Genomic DNA, 24,415 nt, shown 5'->3' on the forward strand with positions numbered 1-24,415 from the left:
TGGCGATGGGACTCGACTTCGATGTCGTCGCCCTCCCCGACGCCGACCACCCCGAAGAAGGTGAGCAGGCCCCCGACTTCGAGCGCCCCCTGGTCAACCACGAGTACTGGGAGGACTGTGCGCTGTCGGACCTCACCGCCGACGGTCCGGTCCTCCTGCTCTTTCACACCATGGACGGGGCCTTCCCGACGACCTATCTGTGGAACGAGATTCGGGACCGCGAGTGGGGCGAGCGCGAGGCGGACGACGACCTGACCGTCGTCGGGCTCTCGGTCTCCTCGCCGTACGAACACAAGACGACCATCGCCGAACGCGGCATCGAGAACACCGACTATCGGCTCTTCTCGGACCCGCAGAACGGCGTGGCCGAGCAGTACGACATCGCCCACGACCTCGACGGGATGGCCGGCGTCAGCGAACCCCGGCCCGCGGTCTTCCTGCTCGACACAGAGCGGGTGATCCAGTACGCCTGGGTCGCCGACGAGTGGCCCGAGTTCCCCGACTACGACGAGATCGAGGCCGCCATCGACGACCTGTAGCGACCGACTTTTGCCCGTCGCCGGCCCATCCTCTCCCATGACCGACGGAGCCATCGAGCGTGCCGCCGACGCCCTGCGCAACGGCGATCTCGTCGTCTACCCCACCGAGACCGTCTACGGCCTCGGCGCGGACGCCACCGACGCCGACGCCGTCGAAGCCGTCTTCGAGGCGAAGGGCCGGGACCGTGACAAGCCCGTGTCGCTGGCCGTCCCCGACATCGAGACCGCCCTGGAGTACACCGCGCCGACCGCCGACGAGCGTGCGTTCATGCACGAGTTCCTGCCCGGGCCCGTGACGGTGCTGGTCGACCGCACAGACGTGGTGCCGGACGTGCTGACCGCCGGCAGCGGGACAGTTGGCGTTCGCGTGCCCGACCACGAGCTGGCACTCGAACTGCTGGACGCCTTCCACCCGATCACCGCCACCAGCGCCAACGTCAGCGGAACCGGCAGCGTCCGCGAACTCGACGAACTGGGCGACCAGATTCGGGACACGGCCACCGTCCTGCTCGACGGCGGGGAGACCCCTGGCGGCGGAAGTACAGTCGTCGATGTCGAGGCCGGCAAGATTCACAGGCGGGGTCCGCTGGCCGACGAGATCGAGGGCTGGCTCTAGACGGACGACCATACCGCGTCACCGGCCGCGTAACTGACGAGGGCGACACCCCACCCGAGCAGTCCCCACAGGAACCAGCGCCCGACCCAGGCCGGCACGACCGGGACCAGAACGTACTCGAAGACGGCGATCCCCCCGATACTCGCCAGAAACGACACCACCAGTTGCCGGCGGGCCGACAGCTGGTCCGCCGGCTTCGCTTCCCGTCCGGCGGGCAGTCGCCGAACCACAAACGGCGTCAGCATCCCGGCCGCTACGCCGCCCACGAGCGGCACCGGCCGGAACTGGCCGGCGGCGTAGCCAGCCCAGACGACCCAGCACAGGCCCGCCAGGAGCGGGATCGTGAGCATGAGCCTGATCTCTGGGACGTGCCAGTCGGATGCGGGTGCTGACGTATCGCTCACGGGATTGCACTCACGATCGAACGACAAAAATTATTCCCGCTCGCGGCTCCCGAAGGTCGCCGCTCCCGTATCGGCGGTCTCTCTCTCTCTCCGGTCGCCCTCCTGTGCCTCGCGGGTCCACCGCTCGCGTACCGGAGACGCTCCTTCCAGTCGCGTCTCCCTATCGCTCGTCGACCGGGACGAACTCCTCGGTCGTGGTGCCGGTGTAGCGACCGCGCGGCCGGATCAGCCGATCGTACCACGACCTTTTTCCTTCGTCGGGTATCCTCGCTCGCTTCGCTCGCTGTGGTACCGCTCCTCGCAAAAAGCTCGGGCAAAAAAGGACCGCTCACTCACTGCCTCGCGGGCGTCGCCCGCTTGGCTCTCTGGGGTGCGCCCTCCGGTCACACCTCGCACCGTTCGTGACGGGTGCTGCGCTCGTGCTCTACCGCTCCTCGACCGGCACGAACTCCTCGTCGGTCGAGCCGATGTAGCGACCGCGCGGGCGGATCAGCCGGTTGTCGTCGTACTGTTCGAGGACGTGCGCGATCCAGCCGCCGACGCGGCTCATCGCGAAGATGGGCGTGAAGATGTCGACCGGGATGCCCATCTGGTAGTACGTCGACGCCGAGTAGAAGTCGACGTTCGGGGCGAGTCCTTTTTCGTCTTTCATCCAGTCCTCGATCGAGGTGGAGTACTCGAACCACTTCAGCGAGCCAGCGGCCTCGCCGAGGGCCTTGGACTTGTCCGAGAGGATGCGGGCCCGGGGGTCCTTGACGTTGTAGACACGGTGGCCGAAGCCAGGGACGCGCTCGCCGGCTTCGAGCTTGTCTTTGGCCCACTCGACCGGCTCCTTGCCGGACTCGTCGAGTTCGAGCAGGGCCTCCATGACGTCCTGGTTCGCGCCGCCGTGGAGCGAGCCAGAGAGCGCGCCGATCCCGCCGGGGATCGCAGAGTGCAGGTCCGCGAGCGTCGAGGAGATTACCATCGAAGAGAACGTCGAGGCGTTCAGTCCGTGGTCGACGTGGAGCACGAGCGCCATGTCGAACGTCTCGGCGAGCACCTCGTCGGGCTCCTCGCCGTTGAGCATATACAGGAAGTTCTCGGCGTGGGTGAGGTCCTCGCGGGGTTCGACGGGCTCCTCGCCGTCGCGGATCCGGGTGAACGCCGCGATGATCGTCGGAATCTTCGCGGTGATGCGCCGCCCCTTTCGGAGGTTTGCCTCCCGATCCTGGGGATCGGCTTCGGCGTCGGGATCGTGTGCCGAGAGGCTGGAGACGGCCGTCCGCAGCGCGGCCATCGGGTTCTCGTCGGCCTCGGCCAGCGAGCGCACCAGGTCGAGCACGTCGTCGTGCAGTTCCCGCTCGGCGCTCATCGCCTCGGTAAACTCGGCGAGTTCCTCGCTGTTCGGGAGGTGGCCGTGCCACAGCAGGTACAGCACTTCCTCGTAGCTCGCGTCACGCGCCAGATCGTCGATCGAGTAGCCCCGGTAGATGAGTTCGCCGGCATCGCCGTCGATGTAACTCAGTTCCGACTCGGCGACCAGGACACCCTCAAGCCCTTTCTTGAGCTCGTCGGACATACGTCGGCGTTCTCTACCTGCCGGGAAAAGCATTATCTTTTGGCTGGGACACGAAATCCGCCCGCCGGCTACGGAGTGGACGAGCGAATAAAATACGGGCTGAAATATTAAAACTATCCACCTCGGAACGCTAACGTTGGGTGATTGGACTGTGACCAGCACGGGCCGGCCGGTCGGGGTGTGCCCGCACGCTCTGGACTGATTACGTTTCTGATACCGGGCGCGACGGCTGTCGCCGGGCAACGCTTTTCACTTGGCGACGAGGACCCTCGGGTATGGCAGTCGACGACGTCGAGTACGAGCCGGTCAGCGTCAAGGAACTGCTGGCCGAGATGAAAGACACTGCGGAACTGCTGATCGACCTCTCGTACTCGGCGGTCCTGCTCGGCTCCGACGAGGTGGCCGAGGAGGTGCTGGAACTGGAAGCCAAGATGGACGTGCTCCAGCTACGTGCGCGGATGGGGTTGCTCATGGCCGCCCGCAACCCCGAGGACGCCGAGGCGCTCGCGCCGGTGCTGGGCGTCGTTGGGGCCGCCGAGAAGGTCTCCGACGCCGCCGGCGACATCGCCAAGATCGTGCTGGAGGACATCGGCCTCCCCGACGCGATGCGGGCCACCCTCCCCGAAGCCGTCGAGACGGTCGTCCGGGCCGTGATCGTCCCCGACTCGCCCTTTGCCGACCGCACGCTCGTGGACATCAACCTCGAAACCGAGACGGGCGTGCGTGCCATCGCGATCCGTCGGGACGGCGAGTGGCTGTTCAACCCCGGTCCCGAGACCACGCTCCGGCCCGACGACGTGGTCATCTTCCGGGGTTCCGAGGAGGACATCGCTGGCGTCTACGAAGACGCCAGCGGCCGGGCGTACGCCCCGCCCGAACCCCCAGAGCCAGGTATCGACGACCTCGAACGCGCCGTGGACTCCATCGTCCACATGAAAAACATGAGCGAACTCGCCGTCGATCTGGCCTACGGCGCAGTGCTGTTCGACTCCGACGAGGTGGCCGAGGAAGTGCTGGAACTCGAAGCCGAGGTCGACGCCCTCCAGTCCCGCTTCGAGGCCTGGACGCTCCGGGCCGCCGGCCGGGTCGACGACCCCGTGGACCTGCGGGGGCTGGTCCAGCTCGCCAGCGCGACCGAGGTCATCAGCGACGCGGCCCTGGAGATCAGCGAGGGCGTGTTGCGGGGACTCGGAACCCACCCAGTCGTCGCCGAGGCCGTCCGCGAGTCCGACGAGGTGATCGTCCGCCTGACCGTCGCCCCCGACAGCGACCTCGCGGGCACGACGCTGGGCGAGAAGATGGTCAAGACCGAGACCGGTATGCGCGTCATCGCCGTCCGCCGCGGGCGTGCCGAGAGTGAACGCACCGGCCGCGAGGGCGGGAGTTGGGTCATCTCACCCGGCCCGGAGACGGAACTCAACCCCGGTGACGTGCTGATCGCGAAGGGGACCCGGTCAGGAAGCGACCGGCTGGCCGATCTCACCGGCGACGACTTCGCCGACGGCTAGGGTGCCGCGAGGTTCGACTCGGTCCCGCCGGGAACGTCCTCGTCACGGACACCCCGGAACCACACACCGATCAGGAGCCACGGCAGCCCGAACCCGACAGCGAGCGCGACGAGGCCCGTCGTCGCCGGGAGCGTGACCGTGGCGACGCCGAGTCCCGCCGCCGACCCGCCACCGAGCAGGACCGGCACCCGTCCACCGGCGTCGGCGAGCACCGTCGCGACCGCCTGTAACCCCTGCGCCACGACCAGCAGCGACGCCGGGAGCAGGAGAGCCTGTCCGGTGTCGGGTGCCCTCACGGTCACGGCGAGCCCGAGCGCCCCCGGAATCGCGAGCCACGCACCCGCCGTCGCCAGGGGTCGAACCAGCGTCGCGCGCTTGTATCGCGTGTGGACCGCCCAGACCCCGAACAGCGCGACCACCGGTGCGGTCGACAGGAGGAGACCCGTCAGGCCGGCCGGCGAGCCACCGAGCGCGAGGTCCGCGGCCGCCAGCAACCAGAGCACCCCCGCGAGGACGCCACCGCGGGCGCTCCACCGGACGATCCCCGCCGGCGTCGCCGTCAGGTGGAGTGCCCGCCGCCCGACCAGCGTCGCGACCGCCAGCATCCACGTGGTCAGAAACAGGACGAACGCCAGCGCGGCGTAGTACAGCGCCGACCGGTCGACACCGGGGATCACGACGAAAAAGCCGAAGATCGCGACGGTGACGACCAGTCCGACTACCAGCCCGCGCCGGGCCTTCGCTCGGACGTGCAGCGCCTCGACCAGCGCCGTCTTTCCGCCCGGACGGTCGGGGCGTGGGTCACCGCCAGTGCCGCCGCCAGCGTCGGTCGCCGTCCCGCCGTCCGAACTCGCGTCCCCGCTCTCGTCTGTCACACTCCGACTAGTGACTCCCGGGCAAAAATCGCGTCGGTCCACCTGTCCTCCTCGGGGTCGATCCCGGTAGTCGCGACCCGCTCGGGCAAAGACGTCCCCAGACACCGGAGATTTCTGGCGGCCAGCAAGTCGCCGGATGCTGGACGATGAACCGTCTCGAATTGCTCGGCGAATCCACGGTTCGTCCCGTGACGAAATCGAACTCGCCCCCGGTTCCGGCAGGGCGTGGAACATATCGAATCTCCTAAGACCGTGCAACCGCGCTGTGGTGATAATGACCAGCCTCGGCACGGCGACTGCGGCCCCCGGCGAGATCGACACCGGGCGGCTGTTCGTCGGCGAGACCCGTGACGGCACCGAGGTCGGACTGCCGGTCGCGGTCGTCAACGGTGCCGACAGCGGGAAGACGCTCTACGTGCAGGCCGCAAGCGACGGCGACGAACTCAACGGCGTCGGCGTGATCCAGCGCCTCGTCCCCCAGCTCGACCCCGACGAGATCGCCGGCACCATCCTGATCGTCGGGATCGTCAACTACCACGCCTTCCAGGTCGCCGAACACCGCAACCCGGTCGACGACACGAAGATGAACCGGACCTACCCCGGCGACGAACGGGGCACCTCCAGCGAGCGCATCGCCGCCGCCACCTTCGACGCCGCCACTCGCGCCGACCTCATTCTCGATCTCCACCAGGGCTCGACCTCCCGGATGATCGACGAGTGCCGCGTCCGGTGTGGCCCGCGCCACCGCCTCCACGAGGAGTGTCTCGAACTCGCCAAAGTCTTCGGCTGTGGCTACATCCTCGACCAGAAAGGCCCCGACGGCCAACTGGCCCGCGCCGGTCCCGACGACGGCATCCCCACTATCGACCCAGAGCTGGGGGGCTGTGTCGGCTGGGACGAGACCTCCATCGAAATCGGCGTCCAGGGCGTCCAGAACGTGCTCGCGTACTACGGCTTCACCGACGAGACCCACGTCCCCGACCCCCAGACCCGCGCCAGCGGCTTCGAGCAGTACGGCGCGCCCGCCGGCGGCCTCGTCTCCTTCGAGAAGGATCTCGGCGATCGTGTCTCCCGCAACGATACTCTGTTCGAGATCACCGACGTGTTCGGCCAGCCCAAGGCCGAAGTCACCGCCGACTCTCAGGGCGTGTTCTGGCGCACTCGCCGCCTCCCGCAGGTCGCGACCGGCGAGTACGTCTGTTCAGTCGGGACGGACGTGGACAGCTATTGATTCTCGTCCGCCGTTCTGTGTGCTACCAAAATAGCGAACTGGAAGGCGTGTCTGGTATCGGCCATGTTACCGGAAATGCGTAGCGACGCGACGTGGTCCTTCCGCGAAGGTCGAGCTATAATCGAACAGAAAGGGCTACTCGATGACCTACCGACTATCGCAGGGGCGTTCGATGCGCACGGCGGGGGAAACCAGAATTACACCGCTCGGGCCGACGAACTCAATCCGCTGGGTTGGGAACAGGAGGTATCCGCGCAGTTCGAGGCGTTCACGGCCGACGGAACCGCCTCCCGTCGTGCGAGTTTCGACGCGTACAAGGACGGTGTGTTACTCGAACACGAGCGCGGTGAGCAGATGCGTGCGAACTGGCATCTGCTCAAAATGGAGGCGGCGTACCGGGACCCCCGTGGGTTCGACGACAGATACCACGCAGACGTTGCCGTCCTTCTCATTCCCGATTACGTTAATTTCCCGACGCTAGAGCGAACTGAAAACGACGTGCAGGCTGTTTTGGCGAACTACTTCGGATTCTCCATCCCGCTGTTCGTCTGGCAGTACCCAACAGAGGACTGACTACCGTATCCTCGTCTAGTAGCTTCCGGATAATCTCCACACCTCGGTCAGAGATCACTGGATGCTGTTACTCATCCCCGACCGCACCACGACCGCTTCCACACTCCACAGAAAGTACTTACCGCTGACAGCTACAGCACCCGCATGGACTGGGACCGGGGGACGTGGCTGGTCGCCGTTGGAATTCTCATGCTCGCCGTCGCGGCTGTCGGCGGCTTCGTCGTCTTCGATTCCGACTACGTCCACGAACTCCAGAACGACTCTGCGGCGTTCGACGCCTCGACGGAGGGGCACCTCCACTACGCGAACCTCTCCGAACGCGGGCAGGAAGCCGTCGACCGGACCATCGAACGGGGCGAATACGTCGTCGAAAGCGAGGCCGAGACCGCACCCGAGTTCATGTATATCGATGATGGCGATGGCCGGTACGTCGTCCAGCGCGACGGCCGTGCCTACGAGATCACGACGCACCGGGAGGGGCCCGGGATGGGACTCCTCTGGTTCCCTGCGATGCTCCTCTTGCTTCCGCTGGGGATGGCGGGGGCCGCTTGCATCGTGGCCGGGATAACTCTCGTCGCGTTCGATGCGTACCGACGGCGAACCGCGGACAGACCGCCTGACGAGAACTGAACTCTTTCACCACCCGGGGTGCGTTGGCCCGTCCTCCTGCCAGCAGCACTGCGTCCGCATCTGCACCGCCACAGAAAGTACTTACCGCTGACAGCTACAGCACCCACATGGACCTCGGCCGCGGGCGACTCATGGTGTTCGTCGGTGTCGTCTTGATCGTCGCCGTCGCCGCCGGTGGATTCGTCCTGTGGGATACCGACTTCGTCCACCGTGGCGAACCCGCCTCGGACGAGTTCAACGCGTCTCAGAAGGGCCACCTCCGCTACGCGAATCTCTCGGAACGCGGACGGACAATCGTCGACCGAACCGTCGAACGCGGCGAATACGTCGTCGAAAGCGAGGGCGAGACTGCGCCCGATTTCAGATATACGACTGATCACTCGGGTCCAGGGATAGGTTGGTACCTCGTCCAGCGCGACGGTCGAGTCCACGAGATCACGACGTACCGGGACAGCCCGGGCTTCGTGGCTCCGGTTCTGACCATGGTGGTACTGTTTCCCCTCGCCATGCTCGGGAGCGCGCTCCTGGCGTTCGGTGCGTGGCGGCAGCGAAACGACGACTGACGCGACCTATCGCTCGGGATGCGTTTCCCCGTCGAACCCACCTCTCACTAACGGCTTCGCGATATGCCGTCGCGCACACGGCGGGACCTCGTACCACCCGCGTTCGAGGTCGCGCGCTATCGACTGTTCGACCTTCCCGTCGGCGCTGGTCCCGCAGTCCCGACAGCGATACCCCGCGTTCGCGCCCGCACTCTTCATCGACCGCCCGCACTCGGGACAGTCCGGGGTGACCAGTGCCGTGGTATTCAGGTCGCGAACGGCGAACTTCTCCAGCTTGCAGGTCCCCTCGCTGACCTCCCCACAGACGGTCAGACGGTCGCCCACGCGGAGCGCGCGCACGCGGTCACGAAACCGCTTGGTCGGCTCGAACGCCGCACACCGGAGCGTATCGACCGCCGCGTCCGGGAACCCGAGCGTGAAGAAGACGTGCCCGCCCTCCCAGGTTTCGGGCCCCTCGACGACCTCCCCGGTGACGCGGACGGCCTGATCCTCGGCGATGCTGTCCGGCTCGACGCTCCGGAGGTGCTGATCGGTCCCCTGATTCGTGACGAACGTCGCCCGGCGCGCGACGGGTTCGCTCTCGATGGCTTCGGCGGCCGCCTCGACGCTCTCGCGGTCGTCACCGCGGATGCCGTACAGCACCGGGCCCGGTGTATTCGGGACACAGACCGCTTCCCCCTCGCCGCGGTCCACGGTGTCCCAGATGTCGGGGTAGAACTCTTCGGCCACCGAAAAGACCGATTCGGGGTCCACGTCCCGCTCGCTCCCCCAGCGCTCGCGCTCGCGGTAGGTCAGGCACTCGTAGGTCCAGTCCGCGGGCTGGGCCACGGGACCTCTATCGCTCAGTCCCGCCCACGCGCCGGCGGCCGCGCTCGCACCGACGAGCCCGCGACCGTTCCCCCAGCCCCGGTAGCGGTAGCCACCCGCGTCGAGGGGGTCGCGCACATCGGTCTCGGGGTCCAGAACCTCCTGGATCGCCCGCCTGGGGAGCGTTCGGAGCCAGTCAGACTTCGCGCCGAGGTCGTCCTCGGTCACCACGACGCCGGGATTGGTCCGGTCGTCGGCGGTCTCGGCGGTCTCGTCCACGAGGGTCGTCGCCAGCTCGAAGGCCTCGTCGACGCCGAGATCACAGTGGACTGCCAGCGCGGCGTTGCCCCGCGTCTTGTACTCGACGGCCGGGTTGAGTCGGATCAAGAGCAGGCGCTCGACGTTGCCGCCCGCCCGGCGCACCCGCTCGGCCAGCACGGCGGCGGCGTAGGTCGTACACATCCCCTGGGTCCGGGAGTCGGTGTCGTCCAGGCCGACGATGGTCACGGCCGCCCCTTCCGGGCCGCCGGAGTAACGCGTTTCGGACCCATCACACTATATGAATCTATCGGCGAAGAACCTCGAAAACCGCCGGACGGGGCGTGTCCCGCCGTCACAAACGTTTTATGCGAGGGATTACTAAAGTATCGCTGATGTCACGATCCGCACTGGTCGGTAACGTCACCGCGATGTTGCGGGACGCGGGGTTTCTCGTCAGCGACCGGTGTGCGATCCGGCCCAAGAGCTTCGACGTCGCGGCCCGCCGCGGTGAGGACACGGTACTGGTCAAGATCCTCGGCAACATCGACGCCTTCGACGCCAAGACCGGCGCGGAGATGCGTCGGCTCGGCGAGTACCTGCGCGCGACGCCCGTGGTGATCGGACTCCGGACACGCGACGAGGACCTCAAGCCCGGCGTCGTCTACTTCCGCCACGGCGTCCCGGTCCTCTCGCCCGACACCGCGATGGACCTGTTCGTCGAGGAAGTGCCGCCGCTGATCTACGCCGCGCCCGGCGGCCTCTACGTCAACATCGACAGCGAGGTGCTGGCCGACGCCCGCGAGGAACGAGACTGGTCGCTGGGCCGTCTCGCCCAGGAACTCGGCGTCTCCCGTCGGACCGTCTCGAAGTACGAGGACGGCATGGACGCCTCTGTCGACGTGGCCACCCAGCTCGAAGACCTGTTTGAGGCTCCCCTCACCTCGCCCGTCGACGTGATCGACGGGGCCGACGAGGTCCGCGAGGACGAACCGATGCCCGAGGACCCCGAGGTCGACCCCGACGACGCACCCGTCGTGGCCGTCCTCACCCGCGTCGGCTTCGACGTCCACCCGACCGACCGCGCGCCGTTCAAGACGATCAGCGAGGAGAAAGACCGCGAACAGCGGATGCTTACCGGCCACTCGGAGTTCACCGAGACCGCCGAGAAGCGCGCCCGGATCATGTCCTCGGTGGGCCGGGTCACCCGGACCACCTCGATCTACGTCGTCGACCGCGCTCGCCAGGAGTCCGTCGACGGCACCGCCCTCATCGAACGCGAGGAGATCGAGAACATCCGGGACGTGGAAGACCTGAAGGATCTGATCAAGGAACGGGCCGACGAGACGCCGGCCTGATCCCGCGGAGCGCACCGCTTTTGTGACACCGAGTTGAACGGTCGGTATGGGACTGTTCGATGCCGACGAGCAGGGGTCCGACTACGACGCATCGGAGTTCGAGGTGACCGACGAGTCGCCGTTCGAGGGCGATTCCGACGCGGGGCCGGACCTCGCCCTGGCCCGGATTCACGACGAGAACCTCGACGGCACGCTCAAACGCGTCATCGACCACAAGGCCGGCGTGATCGTCTACGCCTACGACAACGGTCTGGCGGCCGTCCCGATCAGTCAGACGGATCTGCAGATCGAACGGAAGTAGCGGAATGCTGTCGCGGTGCGGTCGCGGTGCGGTCACCGCCAGCATCCGGCGCGCGGAGCGCGCCGGTTCGCCGAACGCGAGCCTGAGGCTCGCGTTCGGGTAGTTTTTATACTAAATTTTTGCGAGGAGCGGTTGCGCGCCGGGGGCGCGCAACCCGACGAAGTAAAAATTTAGGCGTACGTGTTCTCGAGATACTCCACGATGTCGTCGGACTCGGGCATCCCGTCGACGCCGTTGTCGGGATCGACGAGGACGGGGACGCCGGTCTGGCCGCTGATCTCTTCGACTTCGGTGCGCTCGCTGTGGCTGCGCGGGACCATGTGGGACTCGTAGTCCAGATCCAGTTCGTCCAGTTTCTTCGTGACCTTCGCACAGTACGGACACCCCTCGAGTTCGTAGAGTTCCAGGTTTGCCATCGACCGAATTACGGGGTACAGCCTCAAAGGCCCAACGGTGCTGTGCGGGTCACACATAACCCCGTTGGCCGCTGTCGGCGGTCCAAAAACGGTTTTGCTGTGGGTCCTGAATAGTGTTGGCATGGCAACACGACGGTCCCTGCTTGCCAGATGCGGACAGGCAACGGCGGTCGGTACCCTCCTCGGCGTCGCGGGCTGTGTCGAGCGCTCGGTGTCCGGGAGCGGTGGCGACCCGGACCCGGAGACCGAGACGAACCCGGAGACAGAGACGGAAGAACCCGCGGCGACCGAGTCCGACGACCAGTCGAGCGACGAACGGCCCGACTTCGGCGGGCACCTCGACGACGCAAACGGCTTCGACGGGACGGTGGTGGACCGGACCGGCCAGGAGACGGTGACGGTGACGGTCGGCGTGGGCGAGCACACGTACGCGTTCGACCCGCCGGCGGTCCACGTCGACAACGGGACGACGGTGCGATGGGAGTGGACCGGCGACGGCGGCGCACACAACGTCGTCTCGGCCGACGACGGACCACTCGACTCCGGGGCCGTGGTCGGCGACTCGGGCGTCCAATACGAGTTCACGTTCTCCGAAGACGGTGTCTACAACTACACCTGCCTGCCCCACCGGGGCGTCGGGATGCTCGGCTCGGTCGTCGTCGGCACCGACTACCCGACGACCGACGAACCTCTCCCTGCCGAGGACGACCACGACACCACCGACGAGCAGGGCCACTACCTCGACGATGCGAACGGGTACGACGGTGGCAGACCTGCCGACAGACGGGCACAGGGCGTCGTGACGATCGACGCCGGAGCCGGCGAAGATGGGTTCGCGTTCGACCCCGTAGACGTCGTCGTCGACGTGGGGACGACGGTGCGATGGGAGTGGACCGGCGACGGCGGCGCACACAACGTCGTCGCCCGGGACGGCACGTTCGACTCCGGATCGCCCGAGGCCGGCGACACCGCCGCCTTCGAGTACACGTTCACCGACGTGGGGAGTCACATGTACGCCTGCAAGCCCCACGAGGCGCTCGGGATGAAAGGCGTCATCACGGTCGCGCCGGCGCGAGAGGCCAGCGACACGGCGACGACAGTAACTCCTGACGGAGAATAGGGCGGCTCAAATCCGATTGTCGGCGTTCTCGACGCTGTAGCGGTCGGACTCGCGGTCGTACTTCGAGAGCAGATACGCGAAGACGGTCCCGAACACGCCGGCACCGGCCCAGAACTGCCAGGGCAGCGGCTCCAGTCCACCGGGGACGAACGGGTAGGCAATCGAGCCCTCCTCGACGATCTTCTTGCTGTCGGGCATGACACCGCTGCCCGGCGAGTCGGGGATCGAGCCCTCGGTCGCGGGGCCACCCGGTTCGCCACAGACGATACGGCCGACCATGCCCAGCGTCTTGTGGGGCGAGCAGTAGTAGTCGTAGGTGCCCTCGGTGGCGAAGGTGTAGCTGAAGGTTGCGCCCTGTTCCTCGAAGACGCCGCTGTTGAAGCTTCGAGCGCCCTCGGGGATGCGCCGGGTCTCGGCGCGGTCGTTGTCCGTCGAGTAGGTGGCCGCGCTGTGGGACCCGGAGGCGTTGACGAAGGTGACGGTGTCGCCGGGCTGGACGTGCAACCCGACGGGATCGAAGTAGTAGCTCCCGCTCTCGGTGATCATCTGGACCTCGTAGGTCTCCCCGTCGGCGGGGACTGCCGCTTGGCCGCCACCGGCGTCGGTCCCGTTCCCGGCGGTTCCGTTCTCGACCGTCCCGTCGGTCGCGGTCTGGTTTCCGGCACTGGTTTCGTTCTCCTGGGTCGTGGCGGCCGCCGGAGCCGTGAGGGCGGTCCCCGCCAGACCGCTGGCCCCGAGCCGTCGGAGGTAGGTGCGTCGATTCATGGTTCGGGCCGAACCGTTCGTCCGAACGTCCCGGCGTCCGAGTAGTATGTCTGTCGGAATCGGGCCGCGGAAACCCCGAACAACGGGGAACAACTCGCGACAACGGGTCGAACGCGAACAGAAGGGACATAAACCAGACTCGAACATCTTCGAATTGGTAATGATTCGGCCCGCACTGGCGGCGGCGACGGCTCCGGACGGGGCTCGTCGCCACGGTGTGTGGGTCGGTGGCACGGCAGTCCTCCGCTACTCATGAGTCACACAGTACACACTGGCACGTTCCAGACTGTCCGTCGGCCCGTCGCCGGTGATCGCAGATGAGACGCGAGACGGTACTCATCGTTCTGTTGATCGCGTCGGTGTTGCTCCCGATGTGGTACGTCGCGCTCACCAGCGGCACCGAAGGCAGTGGTATCGGTCTCGGGAAAGGGGAGGACCCGGTCCCGGTCAACCAGTCGGCGGATATCAACCCGACCGGGAAGTTCCTCCCCACGCCCGTCGAGGTCGGTCCCAACCAGTCCGGGGTCGTCACCTGGGTCGCCCTCCTCGTGACCGTCGCCGGGATGGCCGGTGCGGCCCGGTTCATGGACCGACTCGGACACACGCGCGAGTCGGTCGCCGGGAGCGACGTGGAAACCGACGGTGGGCACGCGAGCGATGCGAGCGGCCCCTCCTCAGACTCCCGGTCGGACGGTGGGAAGCCGGTCGTCACGGTCCCGCCCTACCTCCAGACCGACACGCGCTGGATCGTCGACTACTGGCCCGCGCCGGCCGACCGGACGGGCCTGATCGCACTCGCGGGGCTGTCCTGGAGTACCCTCGTCTTCGCGGCACTGCTGGGACTCGAGGGCCTCGGCCAGGCGCGCAACCAGTTCATCGGGGTCTACGCCGGGATGCTGTTCCTCTCGCTGGCGGCCACGGTGCTGGTCTACGCCGTCTTCTTCACCCCCTCGATCACCGTCGCCGAACGGAGGGATCACTAATATGTCATCGGACACACCGCCGGAGGAGCCACACGAGGAGATCGAGATCGAACGCCGGCAGGTCGCGAAGGTGCTCGCCGCGGTAAGCGGTGCCGGCGCGGTCGGCGCGTTCAGCGTCTCTGCCCTCGCCGGTCTCGGCGAATCGGGGAAGATCGAACCGCCGGAACCGCTGTTCGTCGAGGGCGTCCGACTGGTCGACGCGGACGGCAACCCCCTCACGACCGCGGACGCGATTCCGCAAACCGAGACACTGGAGCCGACGACGGTCTACCCCGAGAAAGAGGGCGGCGGCGCGATCACGGAGGATCGGGCCGCGGTCTTGCTCGTCCGGTTCCCCGAGGACAGCTATCAAGAACCGACGAACCTCGACGGCACCGTCTCGGGCTACGCGGCCTACTCGAAGGTGTGTACACACCTGGGCTGTGCCGTCAACGGGACGGAAGGCAACCAGTTTTACTGCCAGTGTCACGGGTCACAGTTCGACCCCTTGCAGGGCGCGAAGGTGACCGGCGGCCCGGCACCGAGTCCCCTCCCACAGCTCCCCATCGGCGTCGAAGACGGACAGGACGGCCAACTGCTCCTCGCGACCGGCCCCTTCGAGGGTCCGGTCGGTCCCCAGTAACATGACACGCGACAGCCCAGACGACGACACGGCTTCGGACGACGCGGTGGCCGACGGTGGCGAGCGGTCGGACTCCCCGCCGGCCCCACAGACGGACGGTGCCGGTCACGCGGGCGGGTACGACGGCACGACCGGCGGCGAGCCCGTCCACGGCCGCGAGATCGAGACCAGACAGAAGTACCCGAACAACCGCCTGTTCACCTGGCTCGACGACCGCCTCGAACTGAACCACGAGATCCTCGGAAAAGCCTTCCCCGAAGACAAGTACGGATCCTTCCTGCTGGGCGAGATCGCCCTCTTTTCGTTCATCTTCCTCGCGCTGACCGGCTCGTTCCTCGGACTGATGTACGAACCGGTCGCCTCGGAGGTCACCTACGAGGGCAACGCGGCGGAGTGGGCGGGACAGGAGGTTCCGGGCGCGTTCGCGAGTGTCCTCACGATCACCTACGACACGCCGTTCGGGATGTTCCTGCGGATGGCCCACCACTGGGCGGCGTACATCTTCATCGCCGCCATCGCCCTGCATATGTTCCGGGTGTTCTTCAGCGGTGCCTACCGCAATCCCCACGAACCCAACTGGTTCGTCGGGAGCGTCCTGCTGTTGCTCGCGCTGGCGGAGGGATTCTTCGGCTACGCCCTCCCATTGGACGGGTTCAGCAAGGCCGCGACGACCATCGGGTTCAACATGACGGGTGCGGTGCCGGTTATCGGTGAGTGGTTACAGGCGCTGGCCTTCGGCGGTGCCTTCCCGAGTCAGGTCGGGCAGGTCATCCCGCACATGTACTTCCTGCACGTCTTCCTGTTCCCGGCACTGCTCGTCGGGATCATCGGCCTGCACATGATGATCCTGATGCGCCAGAAACACACCGAACACGCGCCCAGTTCCCGGGGTGGCGACCGCACGCCCGCGGCCGACGACGATTCGTTCGTCGTCGGGTCGCCGTTGTTCCCCCAGCAGTTCCTGCTCTCGGTCGTCGTCCTGCTGTTGACGGCCGCGACGATCTCCTTCCTGGCGGCGCTGTTTCCCGTCCAGCGGATCGCCGCCATCGGGCTGGACTCCCCGAGCAGTCCGAGCCCCGACTGGTTTTTCATGTGGGTGTTCGGCTCGCTGAAGATGATCCCCGCGGAACTGTCACTCGCCGGGACGACGATCGTCCTCGGCGGGTGGGCCGAGTTTATCGGCGGCATCCTGATCCCGATGGTGATCATCGGCGTCATGATCGTCTGGCCGCTGATCGACAACACTGACGAACCCCAGCACTTCACCGTCGATCCGCTCGACCGCCCCGCCCAGACCGCCCTCGGTGTCGGTGCGATCATGCTGACTATCGTGCTCTCGATCGACGGGATGCGCGGGACCTTCTCCGAGGTCATCGGCGCTCCCTCCAGCACGCTCTACCCGTATCTGGTCCTCATGACCTTCGCCATCCCCCTCCTGTTCACGGTTCGCGTCTACGTCTGGTTGACCCGTCGCCAGCGTCGGCTGGGTCGCCCGACCGGCCCAGGTGTCTCGCTCCCGTACTCGGCGACTGCCGTTCGGTGGCTCGACCGGGGACTGACCGTCCTCGCCCTGGGCTTTCTGGCGGTGGGGATCGAACTGGTGACGGGGTCGGCTACCCTGGCGTCGTCGTTCACCGGTCTGCCGGTGATCGAACAGCTGTTCTGGCTGGCTCGCGTGTTCGCGGGACTGTTGTTGCTGTTGCCGGTGCCCCCCGTGTACCTCGCGCTGGCGCTCGTCCTGATGGGGCTGGCCCTCGGTGTCGCCCCGGCGTTCGCAAAACCGGCCTCGCGATCGACCCGACTCTGAGGGCGACGCTCGCGGCCGGCGTCGGTCATCACCACGTATAACCCTCCAGCGTACCGATCCGTCGATAGATGCAGGTCCCGCTCTCCCCGCACGGCCTCCGCTGGCTCGACCGCGTGAGCAAGCTTGCCGGGCTCGTTTTGCTCGCGGCCGCCTTCGAGGGCGCGCTCGGCGAGTGGTCACTCGTGGGCGGGCTCGCCGGCCTCCTGATCGGCGGCGGGACGATCTTTCTGGAACCCACCGAGTGAACTCGACGGACCGGACTCACCGCCCGCCCTGCCACTCTCTGCGAACGAAAAACCCTGCGAGGACGAGCGTACAGATCCCGAGGACGATGATGCCGAGCGTCCCGATCACGCCCGAGTAGAGAAAGAGGAAGACTTCGTACTGGTCGCCCGGGATGCGGTTGCCCGCCAGGCCACCCGCGGCCAGCAAGAAGGCGAGGATCCAGAGGCCAAAGCCCAGCGTCGCCGCTCGCGCCAGCCACGGGTGGACGAACCGGTCGAAGAAGCCGTCGGCCCCCTCCGGGCCAGGGGGTTCCTCGCGCATACTCCCCTCAACCGTCGATCTCGTCGGGTGCGTCCTCGAGCAGGTCGTCGGCGGTCAACAGCGACTCCAGTTCGATGTCGTGGTCGGCCAGATGGTCGGCCGCGCCCTCCTGCCGGTCGACGACGACGAGGACCCGATCGACGACCGCGCCCGCCTCCCGGAGCGCCTCCACGGCGTCGACGGCGCTCTGGCCGGTCGTGGCGATGTCTTCGAGGACGACGACCTCCTCGCCCTCCGAAAGCTCGCCCTCGATACGGTTGCCGGTGCCGTACTCTTTGGCCTGCTTGCGCGCGATGACGTAGGGCTGGCCGGTCTCGACGCTCGTGACCGCCACCAGCGGGACCGCGCCCAGCGCGACGCCGGCGAGTTTCGAGTCGCCCACGCGGTCGGCGAAGGCCTCGGCGATCAGTTCCAGACACCGGGGGTCGGTCTCGAAGACGTACTTGTCGACGTAGTAACTGGACGTGCCGCCGTGGGACAGCTCGAATTCGCCGAACTTCACGGCGTCGGCGTCCCTGAGCGCGTCGATGAGCTGCTGATTGGCCATATCTCGACTCCCGGCCCGACGGGACTAATACCCGCCGGAACTAGCCGGGTGGCTCGCCGACGCCGACGCTGATTCGGAACAGCCCGTACACCGCCGGGACCACGCCCAGCGCCGCCAGCGCGAGTCCGTAGGGTGGTCCGGTGAGGTCCACCAGCAGCGGTAGCGAACTCCCCACGAGCAAGGAGAGCGACCCGGTGGCGACGCCCCCGGGACTTCTGAGCGATTGTCGGCCAGTCGCCTCGCCGTACAGCAGTCGCGCGCCACCCAGCGCGAGCACGCCACCGAGGGAACCCCCGGCGACGAGTAGCGCGAGTGGGAGCGCCTCGATGCCCCGGACGAGCCGGTAGCCACCGGCGGCCGCCAGTCCGAGCGCGCCCACGGTCTGCACGAGTGCACCGAGTACGAGCGCGTTCTCGCGCGTCGTTCGTGGCATGGCCGTGTCAGGGGCCGCCCGGGGGGAGTAGCTTGTGATACCGGATGCCGACCGGTCACTCTTCGCCGGTCGTGTGACGAAAAAAGTAGCCTGGTTTCAGAACGGCGCTTCGGGGCCTTCGTCGTCGCTGTCGTCGCCGCTACTGGACTCGTGGCCCGGGAACGAGGGGCTGGTGGAACCGCCGGCCATACCCTCGTTACCGCCCATGCCGCCGCCGGTGTTGGCGTGGACCGTCTCGATCTCGGGGATCTCCTTGGTCATCCGGGTCTTGATCGCCTGGATCGTCATGGGGGAGATGCCACAGCCCGAACACGCGCCGCCGAGCTGGATGGAGACCTCGCCGGTCTCCCGGTCGATGCTCTCGATCGCCGCGCTCCCGCCGTGCATCTGGATCTGCGGGAAGTTCCGGCGCAGGAAGTTCGAGATCTGCTCTCGAAGGTCGTCGTCGCCGCCCTCGGTTTCGGTACTCATGGTATCTCCGATTACGTTTTCACCGTGCTTAGGCTTTTGGTCTCCCACCTTTTTCCGCTCGGGGTCGCAAAGCGACCCACTCGCGCAAAGACGTCTCCAGAAATCGGAGATTTCTGGCGGGCTCGCGAACCGCTGTGGTCAGGCGACCGTCGTCAGCACGCCGCTGGTCCGGACGGCGAAGTAGACGACGAAGGCAGCGGCCAGCAGCCACTGGCCGACGTGCACGTCACGCCACTCGCCCTGTGCGGCTTTCACGAGGGGATAGCTGATGATCCCCGCGGCGATCCCGTAGGAGATCGAGTAGGTCAGCGGCATGATCAGGATGATCATGCCCGCCGGCACGGCGTGGGAGAGGTCGTCCCACTGGATGTCCGTGACGTTCTGGAGCATCAGCAGGGCGACGACCACCAGCGCGATGTGGGAGGCGTAGAGCGGAATCGCCGCCGCGAGCGGGACGACGATCAGCGCCGCGAGGAAGAGCAGGCCGACCACGAGCGCGGTCATGCCGGTCCGGCCGCCCTCCTCCACGCCGGTCGAGGACTCGATGTAGGTCGTCACGGTCGAGGTGCCGAGGATGCCGCCCACGGTCGTCCCGATGGCGTCGGCCATCAGCGGCTTCTCGATCTCGGGGAGGTTCCCCTTGTCGTCGAGAAAGCCCGCGACCTGTGAGACGCCGGTCAGCGTGCCGGCGGTGTCGAAAAAGTCCACGAAGAAGAAGGTGAACACGACCAGAGAGAACGCGAAGGCGTCGACGTTCGCGAACCCGTCGAGGAAGGCGCCGAACAGCGGCGTGATGTCGTACTGGGCCGCGGTCATCTGACTCATGTCGAGGCCGCCGTTGCGGACGAAGTCCGCGGCCGCCACGCCCGGTTCGACGAGGCCGGCCAGCGTCGCGACCGCACCCATGATCGCCGTCGCCAGGATGCCGATGACGATCGCACCCTTCAGACCGCGCACGTACAGCATCAGCGTCAGGAACAGGCCGATCACCGAGAGGATCGCGACAGGATCGGTGGCGATGGGCCCCAGCGTCACGAGCGTCTCGGGGTCGTCCACGACGATCCGCATCGCTTCCAGGCCGATGATCGCAAGAAAGAGTCCGATCCCGGTCCCGACGGCGAACTTCACGGGTTCGGGGAACAACTCGATGATGTATTTGCGCGCGCCGACCGCCGTCAGGAGGATGAACAGCACCCCTTCGGTCACGACCGCGGCGAGCGCGGTCTGCCAGGGGACCCCCATCGCACCGACGACCGTGAACGCGAAGAAGGCGTTCAGACCGAGGCCAGGGGCCTGTCCGAACGGCCTGTTGGCGTAGAAGGCCATCACGAAGATCGCCGCTGCCGCCGCGAGGATCGTCACGACGGCGAGCATCTGCTGGACCTCGCCTGGCGTATACCCCTCGATGGCGATCCCGGGCTTGCCGTTCGGCCCCGGGAACTGCGTCATGATCGCCGGGTTCACCACGACGATGTAACTCATCGTCAGGAAGGTCGTGATCCCCGCGACGATCTCGGTCCGCAGGTCCGTGCCGTGTTCTGCGAACCCGAAGTAGTTCGCGAACCAGGAGTTCTGGCCCCCGTCCGTCGCCACGTCGTCGGCCGCCGGTCCGTCGGACATACTGTGTTGTCGCCAAGGAAAATCTCCAGGGTGTTATGTATTACTTCTGAGGTAGTGTTCGGGAGTCAACACCTCTCTACCGCCGGTCTCGGGTCGAGCCGACGACGGCCTCGGCCTCGATCTCCACCGCGAGGTCGGGATCGATCAGGCCGTCGACCTGGACCATCGTCGCGGCGGGACGGGCCTCACCGAACGCCTCCCTGTGGGCCCGCCCGACCGCCGGCCAGTCGTCGGCGTCGACGACGTACAGCCGCGTGCGGATCACCTCGTCGAGGCTCGCGCCGGCCTCGGCCAGCGCCGATTCGACGATCTCGAGGGCTCGTTTCGTCTGTCCGTACGGGTCACCCACGGCGACGGGCTCGCCGTCGTCGTCGGTCGCGGTCGTCCCCGAGACGACCACTCTGTCACCCGTGCGGACGGCCCGCGAGTAGCCCACCTGCTCCTCCCACTCGGTGCCCGACGAGACGCGCTGCCGGTCCATACTGAGCCGTCGCCCGCCACCACAAAATAGCTACCCGACCGCTCACTCGCTCGTGTCGAACCCGAACACGCGCTGGAGCTCCGTCTCGATCTCGTCGAGATACCGATCCATGATCTCCTCGAACTTCTCCTCGCCGACGACGACGCCCTGGAGCCGGTCGTAGGGATCCTCGGGCAACTCGATCCGGAACTGGCCCTCGCCCTCGTAGAACGGCTCGCTCTCCGAGAGGACGAACTGGTCGATCCCGTGGATCAACTCCGAATCGAAGCGGTCGTTCATGGTCTGGAAGGCGTTCTTGTAGGCCCGCTGGAGCTCCGTGAAGTAGTTCGCGTACTTGTCCTCGAACTGCTCGGGGTCGAACTCGGCCATACCTGTCTCTGGGTGAGCCAGCCCTAAAACGATCCGTTACTCGCCGTCGGCGTCGCCGAACAGCGTGACCCCGGCCAGCCCGAACCCGTGTTCGGGGAGCGCGAAGGTGTACAGCGCGACGCCGGCCACCGCCGCGAGCAGGACCGCCGCGACGATCGGGAGCAGGACCGCCGACGTGAGCAGGCTCGCCAGCCCGACCGGCCGTGGGACGACCGTCGCGACCACGACCGCCAGAATCGACATGGTGAACATCACGCCGAAGGCAAAGCCCGCGCCGAAGATGAGCCGCTCCCGTTCGGTGGCCTCGTCGGCGTCTGAATCGGTCATGGCACCTTAGTGGTGGTTGGACTGGCTTAGGTCTGGTGGCCGTTACCATGCCCCGTCGTCGACCGCGGAATCAGCTGTTCGCGTCGCTGGTGCGGCCGTCGGCCAGTTGCTCGGGCACCGTCGCCGAGACGAGCTGTTGCTCGATCCGGCGGAGATGCTGGCCGACGACGCTGGCCGAGCAATCCAGTTCCGCCGCGATGTCCTCGTGGGTCGCCTCCCGCGGGGTCCGGTAGTAGCCACACTCGACGGCGGCGACCAGCACCTCACGCTGGCGGTCGGTCAGTCCCCCGAACCGGCGTGCTGTCTGGGGCTCGTGGCGACGGACGTACTCGACGTGCACGTCGGCCAACTCGCGCGTCTTCGCCAGTCGCTCCCGTAACACCGTCTGTGGCCCCGTCTCGACCAGTTCCAGTATCGAAGGCTCGTGGTCGACGAACTGGATGGGGAACTCGACGGAGGCACCGAACGACCGGTGGACCGCAAGCAGTTCCGCGAACGTCTCATCGGGGTAGAAGTGCACCTGCGCGACCAGTGTGTCACCCTCCGCCGTAATCGTCGCGTCGCGGACCTTCTCCGGAACCGCGTCGAGACACCGACGCAACGTCTCCGCGTCCCCGTCGACCTCGTAGACCACGACCACCGACTCGTCGGACAGGAACTCGAACGAGCGGATGGCCTCGAAGTACACGTCGACGTCCCACAGCGCCCGCTCCCCGCGGTCGAAGTACCCCCGTTCCGGCGTCAATCTGAACGCGACTTCCTGCATGATCTCCCCCACTGTTTCACCGTCGAGTACGTCCACGACATATAAAAATATGAGCATGACCGTGAGAACACACATCTCCAAGCCACACCTCCGTCCGTATGCGGTGCGGACGCGGCGGTAGCGCCAGGGGGGATGGCGACGGCCGTGACGAACCCGGCTTTCCGGTGTTTTCGGGACGGCCGATGGGACGGCTGTGCGGTAGCGCGTCCAACCCGCGTCGGTATCCGTCTCGTTGACCAAACCGAGTGACCACCGACCGCCCAACTCTCCCGGCCTCCTGCACCGCTACCCCTCTCTTGCCGACGATTACGACCGTTACCGATAGTTCTCGCCGTCTTCACGACGGTGGCGCTGGGCTGCAGTAATACAGCCGATGTCGCTATATCAAATTCGCCGGTTGGCGACCTACCCGAGCTGGTCGCCGACGATTTCGTCGGCCACTTCGACGAACTCCTGCTCTCGACCCGTGGGGACGGTCGCGCCGGCGGCCACGTCGTGACCACCCCCGCCGCCGCCGACGGCCTCGCTGGCCTCGCCCATCACCGCCGAGAGGTCCAGTCCCTGGGCCACGAGGCGGCCGGTCCCTCGCGCCGACACCTTCGTCTCCTCGTCGTTATTCCGGGCGAAGGCGACGATGGGGCGGTTCCGATCGACGCCGTCGACGCCGACGGCCATTCCAGCCACGATGCCGACGATGGTCTCGCGGATCTCCTCGCCCGCGTCGAACCACTGGAGGTTCTCCTCCTGGGTGACGCCGGTCTCTTTGACCCACTGGAGCCCTTCCGAGAGGTTCCGGCGGTGGTTCCGCAGGAGTTTGCGCGCTCGGTCGAGGCCGTCGGCGCGGTCGCCGAGACAGACCGCCAGGCCCACGTCGGCCCGCTCGTAGCGAGCGGTCGCGTTCAGGAGAGTGGAAAACTCGCTGGCGTCGCGCAACTCGGTCCCCTCGGGTTCGGCCAGCAGCGTGTAGGTCGTCCCCACGAGGCCGTCGACCTTGTCGGCCGGGACGCCCTTCTTGAGCGCCTGCTGGACGAGCGAACTGGCGACGGTCCGGCGCTCCTCGTGGTCGAGATCGACCCAGCGCCGCCACTCGCCGTCGCGTTTCAGGTCCAACCCCAGTCCGTCGAGAAACCGGATTGCCCCGTTCCCGTCGTTGGAGATCCCCGGAATCCTGACTTCGCTGGCGTATTCGAGCAGCTTGGGGAGTGGGCGGGTCTGTTTCCCGTAAAAGGCGAGGTCGGTCCCCTCTTCGAGGACGCCCGCCTCGACGCCCTCGGCGACGATCTCGCGGTTGGCTCCCACCAGTTCGCCACCGACTGCCTGCATATCGCCGACGGCACCGACGACCGCCAGACGGGCCAGATCGCGGTTGTCCACGTCCTCGCCCTCCAGCGCCCGCGCGAGGACGTAACTCGCGCCCGCCCCGGAGAGTTCCGAGGCCCCGTCGAGTCCCTCGAGGAGCGGATTCAGGTGGTACTCGGTGTCGCTCTCGGCGGGCTGGTGGTGATCGGCGATCACGGGCGTGAAATCGCCCGCGGCCTCGTGGGCGGCGATGGCGTCGAGCTGGCCGCTCCCGAAGTCGGTAAAGAGGACAGTCTCTTCCTCGCGGGCCGCGATGGTCGCGATCTCGTTGTCGTCGAGCTGTTTCTTGAAGACGACCTCGAACTCGATCCCGGCCCGTTCCAGAGCCGTCGCGGCGATTCCCGCGCTCGTCAGTCCGTCCGCGTCGATGTGTGAGGCGAGCAACACCCGTTCGGCGGACTGCAGGCGGTCTGCACACGCCACGGCGCGATCTTCGAGCGCTTGCACTGGGCCGGCCATCGCGCGTTTCTTATCGCGGTCTCCGGTTTAAACCTCCGGTCCGCGACCCGACCTATCGGCCATGGATCGGACTGCTGTCCGGTGGTTTCCCCGGTTTCCG

General features: G+C 67.0%; 30 protein-coding genes. 14 read left to right on the forward strand and 16 right to left on the reverse strand.

What is annotated here, in order from left to right:
- Window positions 1–5: 5 nt before the first annotated feature.
- Entirely contained in the window at window positions 6–539 is a 534-nt protein-coding gene (locus BMX17_RS05650; protein WP_092658754.1) for a redoxin domain-containing protein, read from the forward strand.
- A gap of 37 nt (window positions 540–576) precedes the next feature.
- Window positions 577–1,155 (forward strand): L-threonylcarbamoyladenylate synthase, encoded by a 579-nt coding sequence (locus BMX17_RS05655; RefSeq protein ID WP_092658510.1) that lies wholly within the window; start codon window positions 577–579, stop codon window positions 1,153–1,155.
- Here the strand turns inward: BMX17_RS05655 and BMX17_RS05660 are convergent.
- Entirely contained in the window at window positions 1,152–1,559 is a 408-nt protein-coding gene (locus BMX17_RS05660; RefSeq protein ID WP_092658511.1) for a hypothetical protein, read from the reverse strand. The two genes, BMX17_RS05655 and BMX17_RS05660, sit on opposite strands and share 4 nt — an antisense overlap.
- A 424-nt stretch (window positions 1,560–1,983) precedes the next feature.
- Window positions 1,984–3,120 (reverse strand): citrate synthase, encoded by a 1,137-nt coding sequence (gene citZ / locus BMX17_RS05665; protein WP_092658512.1) that lies wholly within the window; start codon window positions 3,118–3,120, stop codon window positions 1,984–1,986.
- A 275-nt stretch (window positions 3,121–3,395) separates the two neighbouring features.
- Here citZ and BMX17_RS05670 point away from each other — a divergent pair, with 275 nt between their 5' ends.
- Entirely contained in the window at window positions 3,396–4,628 is a 1,233-nt protein-coding gene (locus BMX17_RS05670; RefSeq protein ID WP_092658513.1) for a potassium channel family protein, read from the forward strand.
- Here the strand turns inward: BMX17_RS05670 and BMX17_RS05675 are convergent.
- Window positions 4,625–5,503: a DUF7536 family protein gene (locus BMX17_RS05675; protein WP_092658514.1), complete on the reverse strand. Its 879-nt coding sequence runs from the start codon at window positions 5,501–5,503 to the stop codon at window positions 4,625–4,627. The two genes, BMX17_RS05670 and BMX17_RS05675, sit on opposite strands and share 4 nt — an antisense overlap.
- A gap of 274 nt (window positions 5,504–5,777) precedes the next feature.
- Between BMX17_RS05675 and BMX17_RS05680 the strand changes: the two genes are divergently transcribed.
- The 4 genes from BMX17_RS05680 (at window position 5,778) to BMX17_RS05695 (ending at window position 8,500) form a co-directional block, all read left to right on the forward strand.
- Window positions 5,778–6,734 carry a succinylglutamate desuccinylase/aspartoacylase family protein gene (locus BMX17_RS05680; RefSeq protein WP_092658515.1) on the forward strand — a complete coding sequence of 319 codons (957 nt, stop codon included), beginning with the start codon at window positions 5,778–5,780 and terminating at the stop codon, window positions 6,732–6,734.
- A gap of 75 nt (window positions 6,735–6,809) precedes the next feature.
- Window positions 6,810–7,307, forward strand: a complete 498-nt coding sequence (locus BMX17_RS05685) for a hypothetical protein (protein ID WP_244514938.1) — start codon at window positions 6,810–6,812, stop codon at window positions 7,305–7,307.
- 144 nt (window positions 7,308–7,451) lie between these two features.
- Window positions 7,452–7,937 (forward strand): DUF7979 domain-containing protein, encoded by a 486-nt coding sequence (locus BMX17_RS05690; RefSeq protein ID WP_092658517.1) that lies wholly within the window; start codon window positions 7,452–7,454, stop codon window positions 7,935–7,937.
- A gap of 107 nt (window positions 7,938–8,044) precedes the next feature.
- Window positions 8,045–8,500, forward strand: coding sequence for a DUF7979 domain-containing protein (locus BMX17_RS05695; RefSeq protein WP_092658518.1), 456 nt, complete (start codon window positions 8,045–8,047; stop codon window positions 8,498–8,500).
- Window positions 8,501–8,506: 6 nt separating this feature from the next.
- On the opposite strand, the gene BMX17_RS05700 is transcribed toward BMX17_RS05695, so the two are convergent.
- Complete coding sequence (locus BMX17_RS05700) at window positions 8,507–9,814, reverse strand: tRNA(Ile)(2)-agmatinylcytidine synthase (RefSeq protein WP_092658519.1); 1,308 nt, start codon at window positions 9,812–9,814, stop codon at window positions 8,507–8,509.
- A gap of 146 nt (window positions 9,815–9,960) precedes the next feature.
- Between BMX17_RS05700 and BMX17_RS05705 the strand changes: the two genes are divergently transcribed.
- On the forward strand, window positions 9,961–10,923 hold the full coding sequence (locus tag BMX17_RS05705) for a transcriptional regulator (protein ID WP_092658520.1): 963 nt from the start codon (window positions 9,961–9,963) through the stop codon (window positions 10,921–10,923).
- A gap of 46 nt (window positions 10,924–10,969) precedes the next feature.
- Window positions 10,970–11,224 (forward strand): hypothetical protein, encoded by a 255-nt coding sequence (locus BMX17_RS05710; protein WP_092658521.1) that lies wholly within the window; start codon window positions 10,970–10,972, stop codon window positions 11,222–11,224.
- A 170-nt stretch (window positions 11,225–11,394) separates the two neighbouring features.
- Here the strand turns inward: BMX17_RS05710 and BMX17_RS05715 are convergent, their stop codons facing one another.
- Entirely contained in the window at window positions 11,395–11,640 is a 246-nt protein-coding gene (locus BMX17_RS05715) for a glutathione S-transferase N-terminal domain-containing protein (RefSeq protein WP_092658522.1), read from the reverse strand.
- A 121-nt stretch (window positions 11,641–11,761) separates the two neighbouring features.
- On the opposite strand from BMX17_RS05715, the gene BMX17_RS25945 reads away from it, so the two are divergent.
- Window positions 11,762–12,760: a halocyanin domain-containing protein gene (locus BMX17_RS25945; protein ID WP_170845336.1), complete on the forward strand. Its 999-nt coding sequence runs from the start codon at window positions 11,762–11,764 to the stop codon at window positions 12,758–12,760.
- Window positions 12,761–12,766: 6 nt separating this feature from the next.
- On the opposite strand, the gene BMX17_RS05725 is transcribed toward BMX17_RS25945, so the two are convergent.
- Entirely contained in the window at window positions 12,767–13,525 is a 759-nt protein-coding gene (locus BMX17_RS05725; protein WP_092658523.1) for a plastocyanin/azurin family copper-binding protein, read from the reverse strand.
- Window positions 13,526–13,842: 317 nt separating this feature from the next.
- Here BMX17_RS05725 and BMX17_RS05730 point away from each other — a divergent pair, with 317 nt between their 5' ends.
- From BMX17_RS05730 to BMX17_RS25950, 4 genes are all read left to right on the forward strand, one after another.
- Entirely contained in the window at window positions 13,843–14,508 is a 666-nt protein-coding gene (locus BMX17_RS05730; protein WP_092658524.1) for a hypothetical protein, read from the forward strand.
- A 1-nt stretch (window position 14,509) separates the two neighbouring features.
- Window positions 14,510–15,130, forward strand: a complete 621-nt coding sequence (locus BMX17_RS05735; protein ID WP_092658525.1) for a QcrA and Rieske domain-containing protein — start codon at window positions 14,510–14,512, stop codon at window positions 15,128–15,130.
- 1 nt (window position 15,131) lies between these two features.
- Window positions 15,132–16,937 (forward strand): cytochrome b, encoded by a 1,806-nt coding sequence (locus BMX17_RS05740; RefSeq protein WP_092658526.1) that lies wholly within the window; start codon window positions 15,132–15,134, stop codon window positions 16,935–16,937.
- A gap of 68 nt (window positions 16,938–17,005) precedes the next feature.
- A complete protein-coding gene (locus tag BMX17_RS25950; protein WP_170845337.1) occupies window positions 17,006–17,182 on the forward strand; it encodes a hypothetical protein in 177 nt (58 codons plus the stop codon).
- A 16-nt stretch (window positions 17,183–17,198) separates the two neighbouring features.
- On the opposite strand, the gene BMX17_RS05745 is transcribed toward BMX17_RS25950, so the two are convergent.
- The 10 genes from BMX17_RS05745 to BMX17_RS05790 form a co-directional block, all read right to left on the reverse strand.
- On the reverse strand, window positions 17,199–17,483 hold the full coding sequence (locus tag BMX17_RS05745) for a hypothetical protein (protein ID WP_092658527.1): 285 nt from the start codon (window positions 17,481–17,483) through the stop codon (window positions 17,199–17,201).
- 7 nt (window positions 17,484–17,490) lie between these two features.
- Window positions 17,491–18,030 (reverse strand): orotate phosphoribosyltransferase, encoded by a 540-nt coding sequence (pyrE, locus tag BMX17_RS05750; RefSeq protein ID WP_092658528.1) that lies wholly within the window; start codon window positions 18,028–18,030, stop codon window positions 17,491–17,493.
- Between the two features lie 40 nt (window positions 18,031–18,070).
- The gene (locus tag BMX17_RS05755) at window positions 18,071–18,463 is read right to left on the reverse strand and encodes a hypothetical protein (protein WP_092658529.1); all 393 of its coding nucleotides are present in this window, start codon (window positions 18,461–18,463) and stop codon (window positions 18,071–18,073) included.
- 96 nt (window positions 18,464–18,559) lie between these two features.
- Window positions 18,560–18,934 carry a NifU family protein gene (locus BMX17_RS05760; RefSeq protein ID WP_092658530.1) on the reverse strand — a complete coding sequence of 125 codons (375 nt, stop codon included), beginning with the start codon at window positions 18,932–18,934 and terminating at the stop codon, window positions 18,560–18,562.
- A 138-nt stretch (window positions 18,935–19,072) separates the two neighbouring features.
- On the reverse strand, window positions 19,073–20,554 hold the full coding sequence (locus BMX17_RS05765) for an NCS2 family permease (protein WP_092658531.1): 1,482 nt from the start codon (window positions 20,552–20,554) through the stop codon (window positions 19,073–19,075).
- 76 nt (window positions 20,555–20,630) lie between these two features.
- Window positions 20,631–21,035: a RidA family protein gene (locus BMX17_RS05770; RefSeq protein WP_092658532.1), complete on the reverse strand. Its 405-nt coding sequence runs from the start codon at window positions 21,033–21,035 to the stop codon at window positions 20,631–20,633.
- Between the two features lie 42 nt (window positions 21,036–21,077).
- The gene (locus BMX17_RS05775; RefSeq protein ID WP_092658533.1) at window positions 21,078–21,404 is read right to left on the reverse strand and encodes a DUF5783 family protein; all 327 of its coding nucleotides are present in this window, start codon (window positions 21,402–21,404) and stop codon (window positions 21,078–21,080) included.
- Between the two features lie 36 nt (window positions 21,405–21,440).
- The gene (locus BMX17_RS05780) at window positions 21,441–21,731 is read right to left on the reverse strand and encodes a hypothetical protein (protein ID WP_092658534.1); all 291 of its coding nucleotides are present in this window, start codon (window positions 21,729–21,731) and stop codon (window positions 21,441–21,443) included.
- A gap of 70 nt (window positions 21,732–21,801) precedes the next feature.
- Complete coding sequence (locus BMX17_RS05785) at window positions 21,802–22,572, reverse strand: helix-turn-helix domain-containing protein (protein ID WP_092658535.1); 771 nt, start codon at window positions 22,570–22,572, stop codon at window positions 21,802–21,804.
- Window positions 22,573–22,902: 330 nt separating this feature from the next.
- On the reverse strand, window positions 22,903–24,315 hold the full coding sequence (locus BMX17_RS05790) for a RecJ family nuclease (RefSeq protein WP_092658536.1): 1,413 nt from the start codon (window positions 24,313–24,315) through the stop codon (window positions 22,903–22,905).
- Between the last annotated feature and the right edge of the window lie 100 nt (window positions 24,316–24,415).

Source organism: Halorientalis persicus, assembly GCF_900110215.1.
GTDB classification, from domain to species: domain Archaea; phylum Halobacteriota; class Halobacteria; order Halobacteriales; family Haloarculaceae; genus Halorientalis; species Halorientalis persica.

What these genes read in the sequence shown, in the direction of transcription:
- BMX17_RS05650 (WP_092658754.1), top strand. Translation starts at nt 6, where the DNA reads ATGGGACTCGACTTCGATGTCGTCGCCCTCCCCGACGCCGACCACCCC.
- BMX17_RS05655 (WP_092658510.1), top strand. Translation starts at nt 577, where the DNA reads ATGACCGACGGAGCCATCGAGCGTGCCGCCGACGCCCTGCGCAACGGC.
- citZ (WP_092658512.1), bottom strand. Translation starts at nt 3,120, where the DNA reads ATGTCCGACGAGCTCAAGAAAGGGCTTGAGGGTGTCCTGGTCGCCGAG.
- BMX17_RS05670 (WP_092658513.1), top strand. Translation starts at nt 3,396, where the DNA reads ATGGCAGTCGACGACGTCGAGTACGAGCCGGTCAGCGTCAAGGAACTG.
- BMX17_RS05680 (WP_092658515.1), top strand. Translation starts at nt 5,778, where the DNA reads ATGACCAGCCTCGGCACGGCGACTGCGGCCCCCGGCGAGATCGACACC.
- BMX17_RS05685 (WP_244514938.1), top strand. Translation starts at nt 6,810, where the DNA reads ATGCGTAGCGACGCGACGTGGTCCTTCCGCGAAGGTCGAGCTATAATC.
- BMX17_RS05690 (WP_092658517.1), top strand. Translation starts at nt 7,452, where the DNA reads ATGGACTGGGACCGGGGGACGTGGCTGGTCGCCGTTGGAATTCTCATG.
- BMX17_RS05695 (WP_092658518.1), top strand. Translation starts at nt 8,045, where the DNA reads ATGGACCTCGGCCGCGGGCGACTCATGGTGTTCGTCGGTGTCGTCTTG.
- BMX17_RS05705 (WP_092658520.1), top strand. Translation starts at nt 9,961, where the DNA reads ATGTCACGATCCGCACTGGTCGGTAACGTCACCGCGATGTTGCGGGAC.
- BMX17_RS05710 (WP_092658521.1), top strand. Translation starts at nt 10,970, where the DNA reads ATGGGACTGTTCGATGCCGACGAGCAGGGGTCCGACTACGACGCATCG.
- BMX17_RS05715 (WP_092658522.1), bottom strand. Translation starts at nt 11,640, where the DNA reads ATGGCAAACCTGGAACTCTACGAACTCGAGGGGTGTCCGTACTGTGCG.
- BMX17_RS25945 (WP_170845336.1), top strand. Translation starts at nt 11,762, where the DNA reads ATGGCAACACGACGGTCCCTGCTTGCCAGATGCGGACAGGCAACGGCG.
- BMX17_RS05725 (WP_092658523.1), bottom strand. Translation starts at nt 13,525, where the DNA reads ATGAATCGACGCACCTACCTCCGACGGCTCGGGGCCAGCGGTCTGGCG.
- BMX17_RS05730 (WP_092658524.1), top strand. Translation starts at nt 13,843, where the DNA reads ATGAGACGCGAGACGGTACTCATCGTTCTGTTGATCGCGTCGGTGTTG.
- BMX17_RS05735 (WP_092658525.1), top strand. Translation starts at nt 14,510, where the DNA reads ATGTCATCGGACACACCGCCGGAGGAGCCACACGAGGAGATCGAGATC.
- BMX17_RS05740 (WP_092658526.1), top strand. Translation starts at nt 15,132, where the DNA reads ATGACACGCGACAGCCCAGACGACGACACGGCTTCGGACGACGCGGTG.
- BMX17_RS25950 (WP_170845337.1), top strand. Translation starts at nt 17,006, where the DNA reads ATGCAGGTCCCGCTCTCCCCGCACGGCCTCCGCTGGCTCGACCGCGTG.
- BMX17_RS05745 (WP_092658527.1), bottom strand. Translation starts at nt 17,483, where the DNA reads ATGCGCGAGGAACCCCCTGGCCCGGAGGGGGCCGACGGCTTCTTCGAC.
- pyrE (WP_092658528.1), bottom strand. Translation starts at nt 18,030, where the DNA reads ATGGCCAATCAGCAGCTCATCGACGCGCTCAGGGACGCCGACGCCGTG.
- BMX17_RS05755 (WP_092658529.1), bottom strand. Translation starts at nt 18,463, where the DNA reads ATGCCACGAACGACGCGCGAGAACGCGCTCGTACTCGGTGCACTCGTG.
- BMX17_RS05760 (WP_092658530.1), bottom strand. Translation starts at nt 18,934, where the DNA reads ATGAGTACCGAAACCGAGGGCGGCGACGACGACCTTCGAGAGCAGATC.
- BMX17_RS05765 (WP_092658531.1), bottom strand. Translation starts at nt 20,554, where the DNA reads ATGTCCGACGGACCGGCGGCCGACGACGTGGCGACGGACGGGGGCCAG.
- BMX17_RS05770 (WP_092658532.1), bottom strand. Translation starts at nt 21,035, where the DNA reads ATGGACCGGCAGCGCGTCTCGTCGGGCACCGAGTGGGAGGAGCAGGTG.
- BMX17_RS05775 (WP_092658533.1), bottom strand. Translation starts at nt 21,404, where the DNA reads ATGGCCGAGTTCGACCCCGAGCAGTTCGAGGACAAGTACGCGAACTAC.
- BMX17_RS05780 (WP_092658534.1), bottom strand. Translation starts at nt 21,731, where the DNA reads ATGACCGATTCAGACGCCGACGAGGCCACCGAACGGGAGCGGCTCATC.
- BMX17_RS05785 (WP_092658535.1), bottom strand. Translation starts at nt 22,572, where the DNA reads ATGTGTGTTCTCACGGTCATGCTCATATTTTTATATGTCGTGGACGTA.
- BMX17_RS05790 (WP_092658536.1), bottom strand. Translation starts at nt 24,315, where the DNA reads ATGGCCGGCCCAGTGCAAGCGCTCGAAGATCGCGCCGTGGCGTGTGCA.